This window comes from Anaeromyxobacter oryzae, from assembly GCF_023169945.1.
Lineage (GTDB): Bacteria > Myxococcota > Myxococcia > Myxococcales > Anaeromyxobacteraceae > Anaeromyxobacter > Anaeromyxobacter oryzae.
The window spans coordinates 6541518-6558221 of the sequence record NZ_AP025591.1; the positions used below are offsets into that span (position 1 = coordinate 6541518).

A 16704-nucleotide genomic window follows, 5' to 3' on the forward strand; every position below is an offset into this window, starting at 1 on the left:
GGGGAACCGCGTGAATCCGAACCGCCTCGTCCGGACCGTGTCGCTTGCTCTCGCCGCGCTCTGCCTCCCCGCCGCGCTGCCCGCGCGCGCCGCGGAAGGGCACGGCGGCGGCGCCGGCACGGTCTACCCGAAGGACGACTATCCCTACGCCGAGCTGGTGAAGCGGCCGCTGACGCTGTCCGCCGGGATCATCCAGCTCGACGTCCCGGTCGAGAGCAACCTGTCGAAGGACGAGGTGGGGAAGCCGTGGTCGATCCCCCTGTCGCTCGACTTCGGCCTCTCCGACGATCTCACGATCGGCGTCTTCCACCAGACGGGCCTCTGCTTCGCCGGCACGTCCAACGGCTGCGAGCGCGTCTACGACGACCTCGGCGCCCGCGCCACCCTCGGCATCCTCCGCGATCCGGGCGGCCAGCTCGCGCTCCGCGCCGCGGTCCTGGCGCAGAGCCTGAAGGACAGCCTCTACGCGGGCTCCATCGGCGCCGCCTACAAGCGCACGCTCGGGAACCTCGCCCTCGTGCTCGGCGTCGACTACGTCGCGTCGCTCACGAAGCGCGACGAGCGCTCCGTGAAGGACGAGCTCGCCGGCGACGCCGAGCTCCAGCTCCAGATCGCCGAGGGCCTCGCAGCGTTCGGGCGCATCGGCTACACGAAGTTCCTCGGCGAGGCGGCGGGCGTCGACCTCGGCTACTGGGTGCCGGTCGGCTTCGGTGTCGAGTTCGAGCCGGTCTCCCGCCTCGACGTCGGCGTGGACTTCACGTTCGACAACCTGCTCGGCAAGGACGGCACCGCCGACGAGCGCAGCGGCCGCGTGTTCGTGCGGCTGTTCCTCTAGTGGCGGTCCCACCCCGGCTCCCTGCGCGGTCGGGCGGGGAGCCGCGGTGGTCCTTCCCGGGACCGGTGGCGCGGCGGCTCCTCTCCGTGCCCTCGCTCCGCGCACGCCGCGCCACCCGCGGCAGACCGACCGCGAGTCCGGCGCTGTCCCGCGGTGCCGGCACGGGTTAACGTCGAGGCGCCAGTGTCCCGGTCGCACGTCCCGCTCGTCGCACTCCTCCTCGCCCTCGCGGCCCCGACCGTCCCGCTCGCCGCAGGCGCGCCGGACGATTCCGCGCCGCAGGCCGGGAGTGGCGACGCGACGCCGGCCGGCGCCACGCCATCCACGGAAGGGGCGCCTGCAGAGAAGCCGCCCGCGTTCACGCCGCCCGCATTCCTCCCCGAGGCGGCCGCCCCGGCTCCGCCGCCCCCCGCGCTCGCACCGCCGGCGCCCGGCGGAACGAGCGCCGGCGAGGAGCCTTCGGAGCTGCAGACGCCTTTCCCCGAGGAGCCGCCCGCGTTCGTTCCGCCGGCATTCACCCCCGGGGCGGCCGCCCCGGCTCCGCCACCCCCCGCGCTCGCGCCGCCGGCGCGCAGCAAGGCGACCGCCGAGGAGAAGCCCGCCTCGAAGCTGCAGACGCCTCCTCCCGAGTCGCAGCCCGCGGCCGCGGGGCCGCCGTCGCCGTTCGCGCCGGAGGACACCTGGTGGGACGTCGGCCACGCGTTCCTCGAGGCGAAGATGTTCGCGCCGGTGTTCGGGTTCGATCGGTTCTTCTCCGACGAGCGCGAGCTCGAGCTCGAGCGCTCCCGGTCCTTCCTCCGGTTCCGGAGCGAGGTCCGGTTCAGGGAGGACGGCGCGCCCGTCTTCGGCGTGAGCCTCCGCGCCGACCTGCGGCTTCCAGGGCTGGCCCACTGGCTCGACCGCTTCCGCCTCGTCATCGCGCGCGAGAGCGAGGACACCAGCAGCACGCTCTTCCCGAACGACCCGACCGCGACCCCGCTCCGGCCCGGGTCCGGCCGCGGCGACGCGGAGCTCCGGTACGGGCTGTGGGACGGCCTCCTCTCGCACCTCGACCTCGGCGCGGGCGTCCTCATGGAGCTGCCGCCCGGCGTCTTCACCCGGCTGCGGTACCGGACGGCCGTGCCCGTGAGCGACTGGGTCCTGATGCGGTTCGCGGGCGCCGGGTTCTGGCGCACCGACACCCTGTTCGGCACGTCCGGGGCGTTCGAGCTGGTGCGGCCGCTCGGTCCGGTCTCCTTGGCGCGTGTCGGCACGAGCGCCGAGCTGAGCCAGCGGAGCCTCGGGATCGAGTGGGCGTCCGACCTCTCGTTCGTGCGCACGATCGGGCCGCGCCGCGCGATCTCCGTGGGCGCCGGCATGGAGGGCGCGACCCGCTCGCCGGTCGGCGTGGACCGGTACCGCGTCTACACCCGCCTCCGGCGGGAGGTCTGGCGTCGCTGGATCTTCGCGGAGATCGAGCCCGAGATCGGCTGGCCGTGGGACCCGATCGAGAAGCGTCGCCGCGTCATCGCGGCGACGCTCCGCCTCGAGGTCCAGTTCCAGGGCAGGGAGCGTTCGGAGACGCCCGACCAGACGCTCTGGGACCCCGTGAACTCGTCGCTCCTCGAGTAGCCCGGGCGCGTCGCCGAGCGGGCCGGCGCGGCTGGTTCCGGGCCGGGGCGCCGCGCGGGAGGGGGGGGCGCGTGGCCCCCGGCGCGGCGGTCGGGTACGATCCTCTCATGCGGTCGCCGCCCCTCGCGTGCGCCGTGCTCGCCGCGCTGCTCGCCGCCTGCGCCGCGCCGTCCGCGTTTCGCTGCCCCGCGCAGGGCGGACCGCCGTGGCGCGAGCTCTCCACCGACCACCTCGTCCTCCGCACCGACCTCCCCGCCCGCGAGGCGTCGGCGCTCGCGGGCCGGCTCGAGCGCATGCGCGTCGCGGTCGGCGCAGCGCTGTTCGAGGGCGCGCCGCCCGCGCCCGGCCAGGTCGAGGTCATCGCGTTCCGGACCGCGGAGGAGTACCGGCCCTTCGCGCCGGAGGGCGCCGCAGGCTACTACCTCCGGTACGCCGGCGGACCGCCGCGCATCGTGCTCTCGGGCGCGCTCCAGCCGTGGCAGCGCGCGCTGCTCGCCCATGAGCTGACCCACCACTTCCTCGCGAGCGTGTTCCACCGGCAGCCGCGCTGGCTCGCGGAAGGGCTCGCCGTCTACATGGAATCGCTCGGCGACGACGCACCGGGCAGCGCCGCCGTCACCGTGGGCGCTCCGCCGCCGGCGCGGCTCGACCGGGCGCGCACCCGCCCCGTTCCGGTCCGCGAGCTGCTCGCCTGGGACGGCGGCCCCGGCCTCCGCCCCGCGCTGGACTACTACGCCGCGAGCTGGGTCCTCGTGCACTGGCTCGCCCACCGGCGCCCGGCGGCGTTCGCGGAGCTCCAGCGGCGGCTCGCGGCCGGCGCGGAGCCCGCCGCGGCGTGGCGCGCGGCGCTCCCGGAGCACGACCCGGACGTCCCCGGCGCGCTCGAGGCGCTCGACGACGTGCTCGCCGAGTACGTCCGCGCGCCGATCGAGACCCAGCGGCGCATGGTCGAGGTGCCGATCGCCGTCGGGTACTTCGAGCGGCCGGTGCCGCCTGCGGAGATCCACGCCATCCGCCTCGTGCTCTGGCAGCACGGTCCGGACAAGGGTCGCGCCGCGCTCGAGCGGGAGGTGGCGGAGGCGCTCGGTGAGGACGCGGCTCACCCCATCGCGCTCCAGTTCCGGGCCGCGCTCGACGGGACCGACCCCGCCCCGCTCGCTCGCGCCGCCGTGGCGGCGCACCCCGACGACCCGCGCGCGTGGACGTTCCTCGCGACGGCGCTCCCCTCGCCGGACGACGCCGCGGCCCGCGAGGCGGCGTACCGGCGCGCGGCGGAGCTCGCGCCCCGGAACGCCGCGGCGGTCCACAACCTCGCCGCGGAGCTCCTCGCGCAGGGGCGGTCCGGCGAGGCCCTGCCGCACGCGCGGCGCGCGGTGAAGCTCGCCCCGTGGAGCCCGCCCGTGCTCGCGGCCTACGCGGCGGTGCTCTCGGACCTCGGGCAGTGCGCCGCCGCGCTGGCGGCGCAGCGCCGGGCGATGGAGGCGCTGCCCGAGCGGGCGAGCGCCGAGAGCCGCGCGGAGCTCGCGGCCGGGCTCGGCGCGTACAAGGCGCAGTGCCGGACCGGGCTGCGCGCGGCCGGCGGGGCGCCGTGAGGGCGGGGGGGCGTCAGCGCCGGGCGCGCGGCGGCGCGGCCCGGAGCACCGCGAGCGCCCGCGCGAGGTCACCGGGGACCGGGGCCTCGCACACGACCCGCCGCCCCGTCCGCGGGTGATCGAACGCGAGACGCGCGGCGTGGAGCGCCTGCCGGCCGACCGCCTCGGCGGCGCGCCGCGCCGGGTCGTCGGCCGGGAGCCGCGCCTCCCGGCGCGTCCCGCCGTAGGTGGCGTCGCCGAGGAGCGGGTGGCCCGCCTCCGCCAGGTGGACGCGGATCTGGTGCGTCCGGCCGGTGTGCAGCGTGACCTCGGCGAGCGTCGCCGCGTCGCCGAAGCGCTCGAGGGCCCGCCACTCCGTGACGGCGCGGCGCCCGGCCTTCACCCGGCTGGTGTAGCGGGTGCGGTCGCGCGGGTGGCGGCCGTACGGCGTGTCGAGCCGCCCGGCGGGCGCGAGCGCGCCGTGGCAGAGCGCGAGGTACGTCTTCTCGACGGTCCGCCCCTTCCACTGCGCCTGCAGCGACGCGAGCGCCGCCTCGGTCTTCGCCACGACCAGGCAGCCGGAGGTGTCCTTGTCGAGGCGGTGGACGAGGCCGAGCCGCGGGACCTCCGCCGCCGCGGCCCCGGCCGTCCCGAAGCGGAACAGGAGCGCGTTCACGACGGTGGAGTGCGGCGAGCCGCGCGCGGGGTGCACCACCATCCCGGCCGCCTTGTCGAGCACGAGGACGTCCGCGTCGTCGTACAGCACCGCGAGCGGCAGGTCCTGCGCGAGGAGCCCGGACGGCTCGGGAGGCGGCAGCTCGACCTCGATCGCCTCGCCGCCGCGGAGCCTCGCCGACGCCTTCGCGGCCCGGCCCGCCACCGTGACGCGCCCGTCCTCGACGAGGCGCTGAACCCGCGCGCGAGAGAGCTCGGGCGCGAGGCGCGCGAGCGCCACGTCGAGACGCGTGCCGGCGAGATCGGGGGGGGCGACGAAGGCGCGGCGCTCGGACAGGGCCGCCTCCTCGAGGAGCGGCGGCTACCAGATCCGGGACTTCACGTGACCTTTGGACCGGAGGATCACGTCCACGATGGCGCGATCGTAGAAGTTGGTCCGCGAGTACAGCTCCGGCGAGACGCGCGACCGGTAGAGCTCGCGCCCTTCCTCGAGCTCCTCCTTGAGGGAGTCGAAGAAGTTGTCCTGCTCGATACCCCGGACGATCTTCTCCTCGTTGTAGAGGGACACGTCGGAGCAGATCGCCCGCGCCAGGCGCGTCGCGGCCTCGGGTGTATCGATGAGCGGCATACGGCGCGAATCCTACGGCGGGACGTGCGCTCGGTCAATGAACCGGCCGGCCGGACCCGCTCACCGGCCGTTCACCGTGGCTTCGGCGGGGAGCCCTGCACCGCGGTGCCGGCCGCGAACCGCTCCAGGTACGAGCGGGCGACCTTCTGGCCGTCGAGCCGCAGCTCGCGCGCGAGGGAGAGCAGGATGCCGCGGAGGTACACCGGCGCGGGCAGCGCCGAGTACCGGTCGGACTCGATGTTCTCGATGTGGTGCCGCGTGACCTTGGTGCGCTCGGAGAGCTGCTGGAGCGTGATGCCGCGGGCCTCGCGGAGCTGCCGGAGGACCTCCCCGGTCCAGGCCGTTGCGTCCGCCGGGACCGGCGGCGCCGGCGGTGCGGGCGGCGGCACCATCGGGACCGGTGTCGAGGTCGGTGCCGCGGGTGCAGGGGCGGCCACGGGCTGGGCGGCCACGGGCTGGGCGGCCGCCGCGGGCGGAGCGGCCGCGGGCGGGACGACGGCCGGGGGAACGACGGGCGCCGGAGTGGCGGCCGGGGCCATCACCTCGCGGCTGAGCAGGATCGGCCGGACGGGCGCCGGCGCCGGTGCGGGCTCCGCCGGCGGCGGGGCGGCGGCGGGGGGCGGCGGCTCGGGCACCGCCGCTTCCGCGGCGATCTCCTCCTCGCCCTCCCCTTCGCCCTCGTCCTCCTCGTCCACATCGTCCTCGTCGGGCAGCGGCTTCCGCGCCGGGATGACGGGCGGCAGCTCGCCCCAGGGCGGCTGGGCGGTGGCGCCGTTCGCGGCCGCCCGGACCTCGCCGCGATTCCGGGTGAGGTCGTCGTCGTAGCGGCGGCGCGCGGCAGGATCGAGCAAGGTCGCGCGCGCCTCCTCGATGCGCCGCCCGAGCAGCTCCGCCTCGTCGGACGACATGAGCGTGTACGTGGCGAGGGACCCCGGACCGTAGAGCGCCTGCGCGCGATCGACCGCGGCAGCGATCGCCGCGGGGCTCGCGTCGGGTGGAACCTCGAGGATCTCGTAGAGCGTCTGGTCGGCGAGCCGCTTCACCGGTTGACCCCGGGCCGCGCCGCCACGTCGAGCGCGAGGAGCGCATCGGCCATGGCCGCGAAGGCCTTGGCGGCCGGGACGTCCGGCCGCTCGACGAGAAGTGGCTTCCGCGCCCGGAGCGTCCGCCACATCGCGTCGTCGTAGTGGATGTACCCGAGATAATCCATCTCGAGCCCGAAGTACTTCCGCCACGCGGCGACGACCGCCTGGCCGATGTCCGCGTCCTGCGGCGTGCGGGCCTGGTTCACGACGAGCCGGGGCCGGAAGGTGGCGAGCTGCCGGGCGAGGTTCGCCCCGGCCTCCGGGTCGCGCTCCGTCACCGTCGCGACGAGCTCCACCGGGCTCCGGAAGCTGCCGCTCTCCATCACGTTCCGCAGCAGCCCCTCGTATCCGTACACCTGCGCGACGTTCCTCATCCGGCGCCAGAACGCCGCCTTCACGAAGCGGTACGCGTTCTCGACGGCCGTCGGCTCCGGGACGAGCACGAGGACGCCGTGATCCGACACGAGGAAGAAGTCGAGGACGTTCGTGTGCGTGCCCGCGCCGAGATCGAGGATGGCGTAGTCCACGTCCATCTGCTGGACGTGACGGAGCAGCCGCATCTTCTGGGCGTAGCGGGGGTTCGCCGCGTCCAGGTGGTCGAGGGCGCCGGAGACGAGGCCGAGGTTCTCGATCCCCGTCGGGGTCACCACGTCCTCGATGCGGGCCACCTTCCGCTCGATGAAGTCGGAGAGGGTCCGCTTCGGGACGTCGAGGCCGAGCGTCGTGTGAAGGTTCGCGCCGCCGAGGTCTGCGTCGACCAGGACGACCCGCTTCCCGCGCCGCGCGAGCTCGATGCCGAGGTTGGCGGAGATGAGGCTCTTCCCGATGCCGCCCTTCCCGCCGCCGATGGAGACGACCCGCCGTGCACGCGCCACGGTACGGGCCGGCGCCGCCGGGCGGGCGGGCTGGCGCCGCGCCTCCGGCACGGTCCTCACGAGCTTGAGCGTCGGGACGTCGCCCATCGAGGTCGCCATCCTAGACCGAAGAGACCCCTAGTCCAAAAGCTCGGCGTTCCAGTATGCCGCATCCGCCAGCGACAGGAACGGCCGCCACTCGCGGTAGAAGGCGCGGCGCGTGGCGCTCCGGAACATCGGCGTCCAGCGCGGGCGCCCCGGAGCGTGGAGCAGGCGCATGCCCGCCTCCTCTGGAGTTCGCCCACCTTTCCGCAGGTTGCAGCGTATGCACGAGCAGACGACGTTCTCCCAGCTCGTCGAGCCCCCACGTGAACGCGGGATCACGTGGTCCAGGTTCAACTCGGAGCGGCGGAACTTCCTGCCGCAGTACTGGCAGGTGTTGTCGTCCCGTGCGTAGATATTGAACCGCGAGAACCGCACCCTCGTCCTGGGGAGGTGCTCGTAGGCCATCAGGACGATGACGCGTGGGATCCGGATGCGCCGGCCGACGGTCCCGATCGAGTCGTGCTCCGCCGCCGCGAGCGCCGCCCAGCTGTCGAAGTCGAACAGCTGGAACTGCTCGTCGATCGCCTTCGCCACCCCTTGATAGAGGAGCGTGAACGCACGACGCACCGACGTCACGTGGACCGGCTGGTAGACCCTGTTGAGTACGAGGACGCCGGTGTCGAGCATCGGACCCCTGGATCATAGAGCCACAGGTCATTCCTCGCACGTCGGGGGCTGGGCTCGCCGGCCCGCCCGTAGGACTCCTCCTGGAGATCACGTCTTGCCGCCGCCGTGCCGGAACAGCCCGGGGGCGGAGGCCTCTTCCGGGCTCCCGTAGAGGAGGCGGTACGTCGCGTACGAGCGCAGCACGCGCTTCACGTATCCCCGCGTCTCCTCGATCGGGATCTCCTCGACGAACTCGTCGACGTCGAGGCCGCCGCGCGTCTGGAGCCAGTGGCTCACCGCCCCCCCGCCGGCGTTGTACGCGGCGACCGCGAGCGCGACCGAGCCGTCGAACTGCCGGATCAGCGAGCCGAGGTACCGCGCACCGAGGCGGATGTTGAGCGACGCCTGCATGAGATCGTTCCGCGACGGCCGCCCGATCCTCAGCTCGCGCGCGACCGACTGCGCGGTGGGGAGCATGAGCTGGGTGAGGCCGATCGCGCCGGCCGGCGAGATCACCCGCGGGTCGAGCGCGCTCTCCTCGCGCATGAGCGCCTGCACGAGGTCGACGGGGACGTTCGCGGGCGGCGCCCAGCGCTTCACGTCGTCGCGGTACGCCGGCGGGAAGGCGATCCGCCAGACCCGGACGTTGTCGCCGGACGGCGGCTTCCGGAGCGCGGTGCGCGCGCGGACCCGGAGGAGTCCGTGGGCGGTGCGGTGATCGCCGGCGCGGTCGAGGAGGTCGGCGACGAGCAGCACCGGGTCGGCGGCGTCGCCGGCGCCGCGCAGCGCCGGGAGCGACGCGGCGAGCTCGTCCGCGGCGGCGTGGACGAGGCCGAGGCGCAGCAGCAGCAGCCCGGCGCGGAAGTGGGGGTCGGCCCGGAGCGGCCCGGCGTCGTAGGCCGCCTCGGCCGTGGCGGGGAGCGAGGCGGCCGCGGGCGGCGGCGGGGTCCTGCCGTTCGCGACGAGGCGCGCGCGGGCGAGCAGGCCGTAGTAGTCGGTCGGGTAGCGGACCGTGAGATCGGTCCAGATGGCGAACGCGGCGGAGCGCCCGCCCTCCCCGCGACCGGCGAGCAGCCGCGCCCGCCAGTACGCGGCGCGCGCGTGCTCGTACGGATCACGCCCGTCCTTCTCTTCCTCGATGACGAGGAGCTGCGCGATCGCCTCGTCGACCTGGCCCGCCTGCTTCGAGAGCCACGCGAGCTTGAAGCGCGCGTCGTCGCGGTAGTCACCGCCGGCCTGGTCGCGCACGAGCGCGGAGAGCGCCTCGCGCGCCTCCGCGGTGCGGCCCGCGCGGGCGAGGATGTCGGCGGCGTAGAACAGCGCGTCGTCCGCGAAGGCGTGGTGCGGGAACTCGCGGGCGAGGCGGCGGTACAGGGAGACCGCCTCGTCCTTGTCCCCGGCGATGGAGGCAGCGCTCGCGAGCAGGTAGAGCGACCGGACCCGCAGGTCCGGGTCCGCGCACTGCTCCACGACCGGGCGGAGGGCAGCGATCGCCTGGGGGAAGCTCCGCTCCTTGCGGTACGCCCGGCCGAGCGCCGCGCGCGCCTTGCACGCGAACGGCGACGCCGCATCGGAGGCCTTCACCGCGTCGAGCAGCGGCTGGAGCAGCGCGAGCGCCTGCGCGTTCCGGTTCGCGTCGAGGAGCCGCTCGGCACGGTGGAGCACGGCGGCGGGCTCGGGCGGCGCTCCGTCGGCGCCGGGGAGCGCGCGGAGCGCGGTGAGGCAGTCCGTCGACTCGGGCGCGAGCGGGTGATCGCTCCAGCACGCGAGGAGGTCCCTCCGCGCGGTGGCCCGGTCCGGTGCCGCGCCGGACGCGCGCAGGCGGCCGGCGAGGAGCAGCGCCGTCGCGGAGAGGTCGGGACGGGAGAGATCCGGGGGCGGCGGGGCGGCGAGGAGCGGCGCGAGGGCGTCGAGGGCCGCGGCGCGGTCTCCGATGCCCTGCGCGAGGCGCGCCCGCGCGAGCCGGGCGTCCGGCGCGAGGAGCGAGCCTTCCGGGATCGCCGCCCACGCCGCGAGCGCGTCCTTCGGGCGGCTCGCCGCGGCGAGCGCCTCGGCCCGGAGGAAGAGCACGCGGTCAGCGAGGTCCGGGAGCTCCGCCTCGAGCCCCTCGAGGGCGCCGAGCGCCTCGGCGGCGAGGGAGCGCTCGAGGAGGGCGAGGGCGCGGAGATACGCCGCCTCCGGGAGCGGGCTCCGCGCGAGCTTCGCCGCCGCCTCGTCGAAGTGGCCGGCGAGGTAGGCGGCCTTCCCGTCCGCACCCGGGCCGTCGGCGAGGAGCGGGGCGAGATCCGCGTCGCGGATCAGCGTCGAGGTCTCGCCGTCCGCGTGCGGCCTGGGCGGCGCGCCCGGACGGGCGGCGGTGGAGACCCGGGGCGACTCGGGGGTGGTGGCAGGCGCCGCGGCGGCGGCGAGCGGGACGGCGAGGAGGACGACGAGACCTGCGGTGCGCATCGGGACCGGCTGGAGAGTGGGGGGTGGCGCCGGGCAAGGTCAAGCCCGCCCGCTCGGCGGGGAGGCCCCCGCCCGAGCCCGCCCGGAGGAACCGGTGGGCGGCTGCCCCGATTCCCGGCCCGGGTGGCGCGCTACCGCTGCGGTGCCCGGCCGGAAAACGGTTTAGGATCGCGCCCGGTGGACATCCGGACCCAGGCGGCGCTCCTCGCCGCGATCGTGACGCTGGCCCTTTCGGCTGCCGCGCTCCTGCGCGACAACCGGCCGCGCGTCTTCACGCTGTTCGCCCTCTTCGCGGCGGACCTGTTCCTCTTCTCCCTCGCCGTCTTCTTCCTCCGGTGGTCCGAGGCGTTCGGCGTCATGTGGTGGGAGCGGCTCGCGGTCGCCTCGGGAGCGCTCGTCCCGGCCGCGGCCCTCGCCTTCTTCCTGGAGTTCCTGGGCGTCGCCCGCCGCCCCGCGCGGCGGGCGCGGAACACGATGCTCGCCGGCTCGCTCACGGGCCTCGTCGTCGCCGTCACGCCGCTCGTGAACCTGAAGCCCGCGAAGCTGCTCGTCGCGGTCTACGTGATCGGCGGGCTCGCTGCCGTGCTCTCCACCCTCTGGGGGAAGATGCACGCGTCGCAGACCAAGGTCGACCGCGCGCGGCTGCAGTACCTGTTCATCGGCGCGCTCATCGCGGTGTCGCTCTCGACGCTCGACATGATGCCCCGGTTCGGCCTGCCCTATCCCGCCGAGGGCCTCGGCTCGATCAGCCTCACGATCTTCATGTTCTTCCTGTCGCAGACCCTGCAGCGGCACCGGCTGCTCGATCTGCACGAGTTCCTCGGGAAGATCGTGGTCGTGACCGCGCTCGGGCTCGTGCTCGTCGCGATCTACGGCGGGCTCGTGTCCTGGGTCGGTGACCGCCCGGAGCTGTTCTACTTCAACACCGTCGTCGCCTCGTTCGTGATCCTGTCGCTCTTCGAGCCGATGCGGGAGCGCGTGGAGGAGTGGGTCGTCGCGACGCTCTTCCACGAGCGCTATGAGCTCGTCCGGCGCCTCGAGGCGCTCCGCGACCGGACCGGCAACGTCATCGACCCGGCGGGGCTCGCGGCGGTGGTGCTCGACGGGCTCGTCGAGACGCGGCGCGTGACCCACTGCGCGCTGTGGCTGCTCGCGGACGACCGCCCCGGGTACCGGCTCCTCGACTTCCGCGGCCCGCCGCCCGTGCCGTTCCTCGAGCCCGCGACGGCGCGCGCCCTCCTCGCCGCGGCGTCCTCCGGGCAGAAGGCGATCCTCCTCGAGAACATCGACCGGCGGGTATCGGAGCTCCGGGCCCTGCTCCCCGCCGGGCCGGCCGACGGCGGCCCGGCGCGCGGCGCGCCCGCGGCGATCGCGGAGGAGCTGAAGCGCCTCTCGGACGCCCGCGGCGTCATGGCGGCGATGAAGGCGGGCATCACGATGCCGCTCCTCGCCGGGGATCGCGTGGTCGGGTTCCTCGCGTGCTGGGACGAGCGCGTGCCGGAGGCGTTCGCGTCCGACGAGATCGCCGCGCTCCTCGAGGTGGCGGACCGCTGCGCCCTCGTGATCGAGAACTCCAAGCTCTACCAGCAGATGAAGGAGCGCGATCGCCTCGCCGCGATCGGAGAGATGTCCGCCGGCCTGGCCCACGAGATCCGGAACCCGCTCGCCGCCATCAAGGGCGCGATCCAGTACCTGGATCCGATGAAGCTGCCCGAGGACGACCGCGAGTTCCTCGAGATCATGATCGAGGAGGTGAACCGCCTGAACGGCGTGGTCACCCAGTTCCTCGACTACTCGCGCCCGCTCAAGCCGGCGCTGGCGCCGACCGACGTGAACGAGGTCCTCCAGAAGACATTCCGGCTGCTGCAGCCCGAGGTGCCGGAGGGGGTCGCGGTGGACGTCGACCTCGCCGACTGGGTGCCCCGGGTCCACGCGGACGCCGAGCAGCTGAAGCAGGTCTTCCTGAACCTCGCCCTGAACGCGTTCCAGGCGATGCCGCGCGGTGGGCGGCTCGTGGTCTCGACCCGCGTGGCGCGCGACGAGCTCGCGTTCTGGCGGGAGGGGGCGCGTCGCTCCGACATCGTGGAGATCCGGTTCCAGGACACCGGACCCGGCATCCCCGAGGAGGCGCGCGAGTCGATCTTCGTGCCCTTCTACACCACGAAGGAGAAGGGCACCGGCCTCGGCCTCGCGATCTGCCAGCGCATCGTGAAGGCGCACGCGGGCTCGATCGTCGTGAGGTCCTCGCCCACCGACGGCGCCGAGTTCCTCGTGTCGCTCCCCGGCCTGCACGAGGAGCGGCCGCCCGGGGTCGCGCGCCCGCCCGTCGACGAGGAGGAGAAGGCGCGCGCCCGCGAGCGCCGCCGCGCGCGCGCCGAGGCGCGCCTCCGCCGCCGCCGGAAGAAGAAGCGCCAGGCTTGAGCGGGTGCCCGAACGGCGCGCCGTCGTGCTAAGGAACCCTCGTGGCCCACGTCCTCATCGTCGACGACGAGGTGAACATCCGGCGCGTCCTCGCCGCCATGCTGAAGCGCGAGGGGTACGAGGTCACCACCGCCGCGGACGGCGAGCAGGCGCTCGCCGCGCTGTCCCGGACGCCGGTTCACGTCGTCGTGACCGACCTCGTGATGCCGAAGGTGGGCGGGATGGAGCTGCTCCGGCGAGTCAGCGCCGACTTCCCGGACGTGCCCGTGATCGTCATCACCGCGCACGGCTCGGTGGACAGCGCGGTCGCGGCGCTCAAGGCCGGGGCCTTCGACTACATCACCAAGCCGTTCGAGCAGGACGAGCTCAAGAAGGTCATCGCGAAGGCCGCCCGCGCGCACGACCTCGAGCGGCAGAACCTCCACGCGGTCCTGAACGACGGCGACCGCCCGCCCCTCGTCGGGGACTCGCCCGCGATGCGCGCGATCTACGACATGGTCGCGCGGGTCGCGGACTCGCCCTCGACCGTGCTCATCACCGGCGAGAGCGGCACCGGCAAGGAGCTCATCGCGAAGGCGCTCCACCGCGGCTCCTCCCGCCGCGACAAGCCGCTCATCAAGGTGAACTGCGCGGCGATCCCGAAGGACCTCGTGGAGAGCGAGCTGTTCGGCTACGAGCGCGGTGCGTTCACCGGCGCCATCGGCTCGAAGCCCGGCCGGTTCGAGCTCGCGGACGGCGGCACGCTGTTCCTCGACGAGATCGGCGAGGTGCCCGTCGAGATGCAGGTGAAGCTGCTCCGCGCCATCCAGGAGTCGGAGTTCGAGCGCGTCGGGGGAATCAAGACGCTCCGGGTGGACGTCCGGCTCATCGCGGCCACGAACCGGGACCTGAAGCAGCTCATCGCGGACGGCAAGTTCCGCGAGGACCTCTACTACCGCCTCGCCGTGGTCCCCATCGCGCTCCCGCCGCTCCGGGATCGCCGCGACGACATCCCGGCGCTCGTCCGCCACTTCATCGAGAAGTACGACCACCGGCTCGGGAAGAAGGTGGAAGGGATCGAGGACGAGGCGCTGCAGCTGCTCATGGGCTACTCGTGGCCGGGGAACATCCGGGAGCTCGAGAACCTCATGGAGCGGTCGGTGCTGTTCGCCGACGGCCCGCTCATCCTCGCGAGCGCGCTCCCGGACTCGCTCCGCGAGAAGGGCCCGCAGCCGCCCCTGCCGATCGCGGCGGTCGGGCCGCTGGGCGCGATCGCGGCGCCGAGCGGCGCCTCGATGAAGGAGATCGTGCGCCAGGCGCAGGCCGAGCTCGAGAAGGAGCTCATCACCCGCGCGCTCGAGGAGACCGGCGGCAACGTCACGCGCGCCGCGAAGCGGCTGCAGATCAGCCGGAAGTCGCTCCAGGTGAAGATGAAGGAGCTCGGGCTGCGCGGGGCGACCGAGGGCGACGACTGAGACGGCGGACGGGGGCGGCGAGCACCCGACTCGACCGGTCGTCCGATCGCACCTACGCGGGCCTACCTGGCAGGGGGTCGTTCCCTTGACCGATCGGGGGGCCACTGCTAGCGTCGGCCCGTTCCTTTTCCCGCGTTTTCGCACCCTTCGCCCACATCGGAGGAGAGCATGGGGCGGCTTCGCCAGGGCCTGACCACCGCGTTCCTGTTCGCAGCGCTGACCGGCCCGGCCGGGGCGGCCGAGATGACGCGGCTTCAGAGCGCGGAGCCCGGCGACCCGTTCGCGCTCCAGTTCTCGATCCGGTGGGATCGGGAGCAGGAGCGAGCGACGATCTCCCGCGAGCAGGCGTACGCGCCCACGCCGGCGCAGGGCGACCTCACCGAGCTCCGCTACTCGCGCGTGAAGAACGACCTCGTGACGCGCGCGGCCCTCGCGCTCTACACGGACCTCGAGCTGCACGTCGAGGTCCCCTACTCGCTCGGCGACGACGCCGCGTGGCGGTTCGGCTCGCGGAACGGGATCCCCGTGAACGCCTCGACGTCGAGCATCGCGCAGAACGGCGTCGACGCCATGGGCCGGCCGTGCGTCGCGGCGCCCTGCTCCCTCTTCCCGGTCGGCAGCGAGGAGAACACCGTCTTCCACGGCGGCAACCTCGGCGATCTCCGCGCCGGCCTTGCGTGGGGCATCTTCAACGACCAGCGGGACGACACGAAGCCGTACTGGCTCGTCGGCCTCGACGTCACCTTCCCGACGGCGCCCCTCTACGACCCCGCCGAGAACCGCGGCTCGAACTGGCAGTCGCCGCACGCGGTCGAGGCGAAGCGCGGCGCGAGCGGCGAGAAGGTCTGGCGGTACGATCTCTACACGGCGCTCTCCCGGCGGTTCGGCGTGGTCGATCCGTACTTCAAGGCACACGTCACCGCCGTCCTGCCCTCGTCCTCCACCTACTCGAACTGCGATCACGTGGCCGAGCTCGCGAACCCGACGAACGGGGCGCCGGCGCAGATGACGCTCGCGGCCGTCACGAACTGCGCAGATCCGCGGTGGAAGGACGACGCGAAGGCGAAGCTGCCGTTCGTGGCCGGCCTCACCTTCGGGACCGAGCTCGTGCCGTTCGAGGACACGAAGGAGGACCAGAAGGTCACCTTCGACTTCCGGGTCTGGGCCGACTACACGTCGAGCAGCCGCTTCTACAACGAGCTCACCGACGCCTCGGGGAAGCTGCACGACACGGAGGCGTACCTCACGATGGGCGCGTACATGGGGCTCTACCTGCGCGCGTCGCGCTGGGTGTCGCTCCAGGCGACCGCCTCGCTCGCGACCCGGAGCTCCCACTGGCTCTCGGGCGAGTCGCTCGGGAAGGGCGGCCAGCCCCCCTCCGGCGACCTGTCCGGCGCGACCCCGAATCCCGACCTGAACCCGAACTTCGACTGGCGCTACGACGCGCCGGGCAACCGGTTCCGGATCTCGGAGGTGTCGGTGTTCTCTCTCGGCGTCGCGGGCGTGTTGACGTTCTAGCGCTTCACCGCCCCCGCAGCTTCTCCACGAGATCGTAGACGTCCGCGCGCTTGAGCCCCCGCGCCCGCGCGACCTCCTTCGCGATCGCCGACGGCCCCTCCCCCGCCGCGATGCGCCGGCGCAGCTCGTCCTCGAGCGGCTCCGCGTCCGCCGTCGCGGGCGGCGGCGCGCCGGCGGGCGGCCCGGAGACGACCAGCGTCACCTCGCCCCGGACCTCGCCGGAGAACCGCTCCGCGAGCGCGGACAGCGGTGCGCGCGCGAGCTCCTCGTGGAGCTTCGTGAGCTCGCGCGCGACGAGCGCCGGCCGATCGCCCAGCGCCGCCGCGAGGTCGAGGAGGGTCTCGCGGGTCCGGTTCCCCGCCTCGTAGAGCACGATCGTGCACGGCGCCGCGGCGAGCCAGGCCAGGGCCTCGGCGCGCCCGCCGCCCTTGCGCGGCAGGAACCCGGCGAAGACGAAGCGGTCGGCCGCGAACCCGGAGGCGGCGAGCGCCGCGAGCCCCGCGCTCGGGCCCGGCACCGGCACGACCCGCGCGCCCGCGTCCCAGGCCGCCGCGACGAGGGCGGCGCCTGGATCCGAGACGCCGGGCGTCCCGGCGTCCGTGCAGAGCGCCACCGCCTCGCCGGCGCGGAGCCGCGCGACGAGCGGCTCGAGCCGGCCACGCTCGTCGAACGCGGGCAGCGACACGAGCGCGGGCGCGGGCGCGCCGAGGTGCGCGTAGAGCTTGAGCGTCCGCCGGGTGTCCTCCGCCGCGACCGCCCGCACCGTCCGGAGCACCTCCGCGGCGCGAGGCGAGAGGTCCGAGAGATTCCCGATCGGCGTGGCGAGGACGTACAGCGTCCCCTCCCCGCTCGCGCCGCGCGACTCCCGCGCGCCCTTTCCGCCGTCGCTCATC

General features: G+C 74.4%; 13 protein-coding genes. 6 read left to right on the plus strand and 7 right to left on the minus strand.

The window, feature by feature from the left end:
• The first annotated feature begins 10 nt into the window (after window positions 1-10).
• The 3 genes from AMOR_RS28790 (at window position 11) to AMOR_RS28800 (ending at window position 4038) form a co-directional block, all read left to right on the plus strand.
• The gene (locus tag AMOR_RS28790) at window positions 11-835 is read left to right on the plus strand and encodes a hypothetical protein (protein ID WP_248357202.1); all 825 of its coding nucleotides are present in this window, start codon (window positions 11-13) and stop codon (window positions 833-835) included.
• Window positions 836-1018: 183 nt separating this feature from the next.
• Window positions 1019-2446, plus strand: a complete 1428-nt coding sequence (locus AMOR_RS28795; protein ID WP_248357203.1) for a hypothetical protein — start codon at window positions 1019-1021, stop codon at window positions 2444-2446.
• 107 nt (window positions 2447-2553) lie between these two features.
• Window positions 2554-4038, plus strand: coding sequence for a hypothetical protein (locus tag AMOR_RS28800; protein ID WP_248357204.1), 1485 nt, complete (start codon window positions 2554-2556; stop codon window positions 4036-4038).
• Window positions 4039-4051: 13 nt separating this feature from the next.
• On the opposite strand, the gene AMOR_RS28805 is transcribed toward AMOR_RS28800, so the two are convergent.
• From AMOR_RS28805 to AMOR_RS28830, 6 genes are all read right to left on the minus strand, one after another.
• The gene (locus tag AMOR_RS28805) at window positions 4052-4972 is read right to left on the minus strand and encodes an RluA family pseudouridine synthase (RefSeq protein WP_248357205.1); all 921 of its coding nucleotides are present in this window, start codon (window positions 4970-4972) and stop codon (window positions 4052-4054) included.
• A gap of 81 nt (window positions 4973-5053) precedes the next feature.
• Window positions 5054-5320, minus strand: a complete 267-nt coding sequence (locus AMOR_RS28810) for a hypothetical protein (protein WP_248357206.1) — start codon at window positions 5318-5320, stop codon at window positions 5054-5056.
• A 71-nt stretch (window positions 5321-5391) separates the two neighbouring features.
• The gene (locus tag AMOR_RS28815) at window positions 5392-6363 is read right to left on the minus strand and encodes a helix-turn-helix domain-containing protein (RefSeq protein WP_248357207.1); all 972 of its coding nucleotides are present in this window, start codon (window positions 6361-6363) and stop codon (window positions 5392-5394) included.
• Entirely contained in the window at window positions 6360-7367 is a 1008-nt protein-coding gene (locus tag AMOR_RS28820) for a P-loop NTPase (RefSeq protein WP_248362636.1), read from the minus strand. Before AMOR_RS28820 ends, AMOR_RS28815 begins: the two co-directional genes overlap by 4 nt.
• 30 nt (window positions 7368-7397) lie before the next feature.
• Complete coding sequence (locus AMOR_RS28825) at window positions 7398-7991, minus strand: HNH endonuclease (protein WP_248357208.1); 594 nt, start codon at window positions 7989-7991, stop codon at window positions 7398-7400.
• An 87-nt stretch (window positions 7992-8078) separates the two neighbouring features.
• Window positions 8079-10418 (minus strand): lytic transglycosylase domain-containing protein, encoded by a 2340-nt coding sequence (locus AMOR_RS28830; RefSeq protein WP_248357209.1) that lies wholly within the window; start codon window positions 10416-10418, stop codon window positions 8079-8081.
• A 177-nt stretch (window positions 10419-10595) separates the two neighbouring features.
• Between AMOR_RS28830 and AMOR_RS28835 the strand changes: the two genes are divergently transcribed.
• The 3 genes from AMOR_RS28835 to AMOR_RS28845 all read left to right on the plus strand — a co-directional run bounded on the left by AMOR_RS28835 (window position 10596) and on the right by AMOR_RS28845 (window position 15811).
• Window positions 10596-12839: an ATP-binding protein gene (locus AMOR_RS28835; RefSeq protein WP_248357210.1), complete on the plus strand. Its 2244-nt coding sequence runs from the start codon at window positions 10596-10598 to the stop codon at window positions 12837-12839.
• A gap of 41 nt (window positions 12840-12880) precedes the next feature.
• On the plus strand, window positions 12881-14293 hold the full coding sequence (locus AMOR_RS28840) for a sigma-54-dependent transcriptional regulator (protein ID WP_248357211.1): 1413 nt from the start codon (window positions 12881-12883) through the stop codon (window positions 14291-14293).
• Between the two features lie 168 nt (window positions 14294-14461).
• Entirely contained in the window at window positions 14462-15811 is a 1350-nt protein-coding gene (locus tag AMOR_RS28845; RefSeq protein ID WP_248357212.1) for a hypothetical protein, read from the plus strand.
• 4 nt (window positions 15812-15815) lie between these two features.
• Here the strand turns inward: AMOR_RS28845 and rsmI are convergent, their stop codons facing one another.
• Window positions 15816-16703 (minus strand): 16S rRNA (cytidine(1402)-2'-O)-methyltransferase, encoded by an 888-nt coding sequence (gene rsmI, locus AMOR_RS28850; protein ID WP_248357213.1) that lies wholly within the window; start codon window positions 16701-16703, stop codon window positions 15816-15818.
• Window position 16704 lies beyond the last annotated feature (1 nt).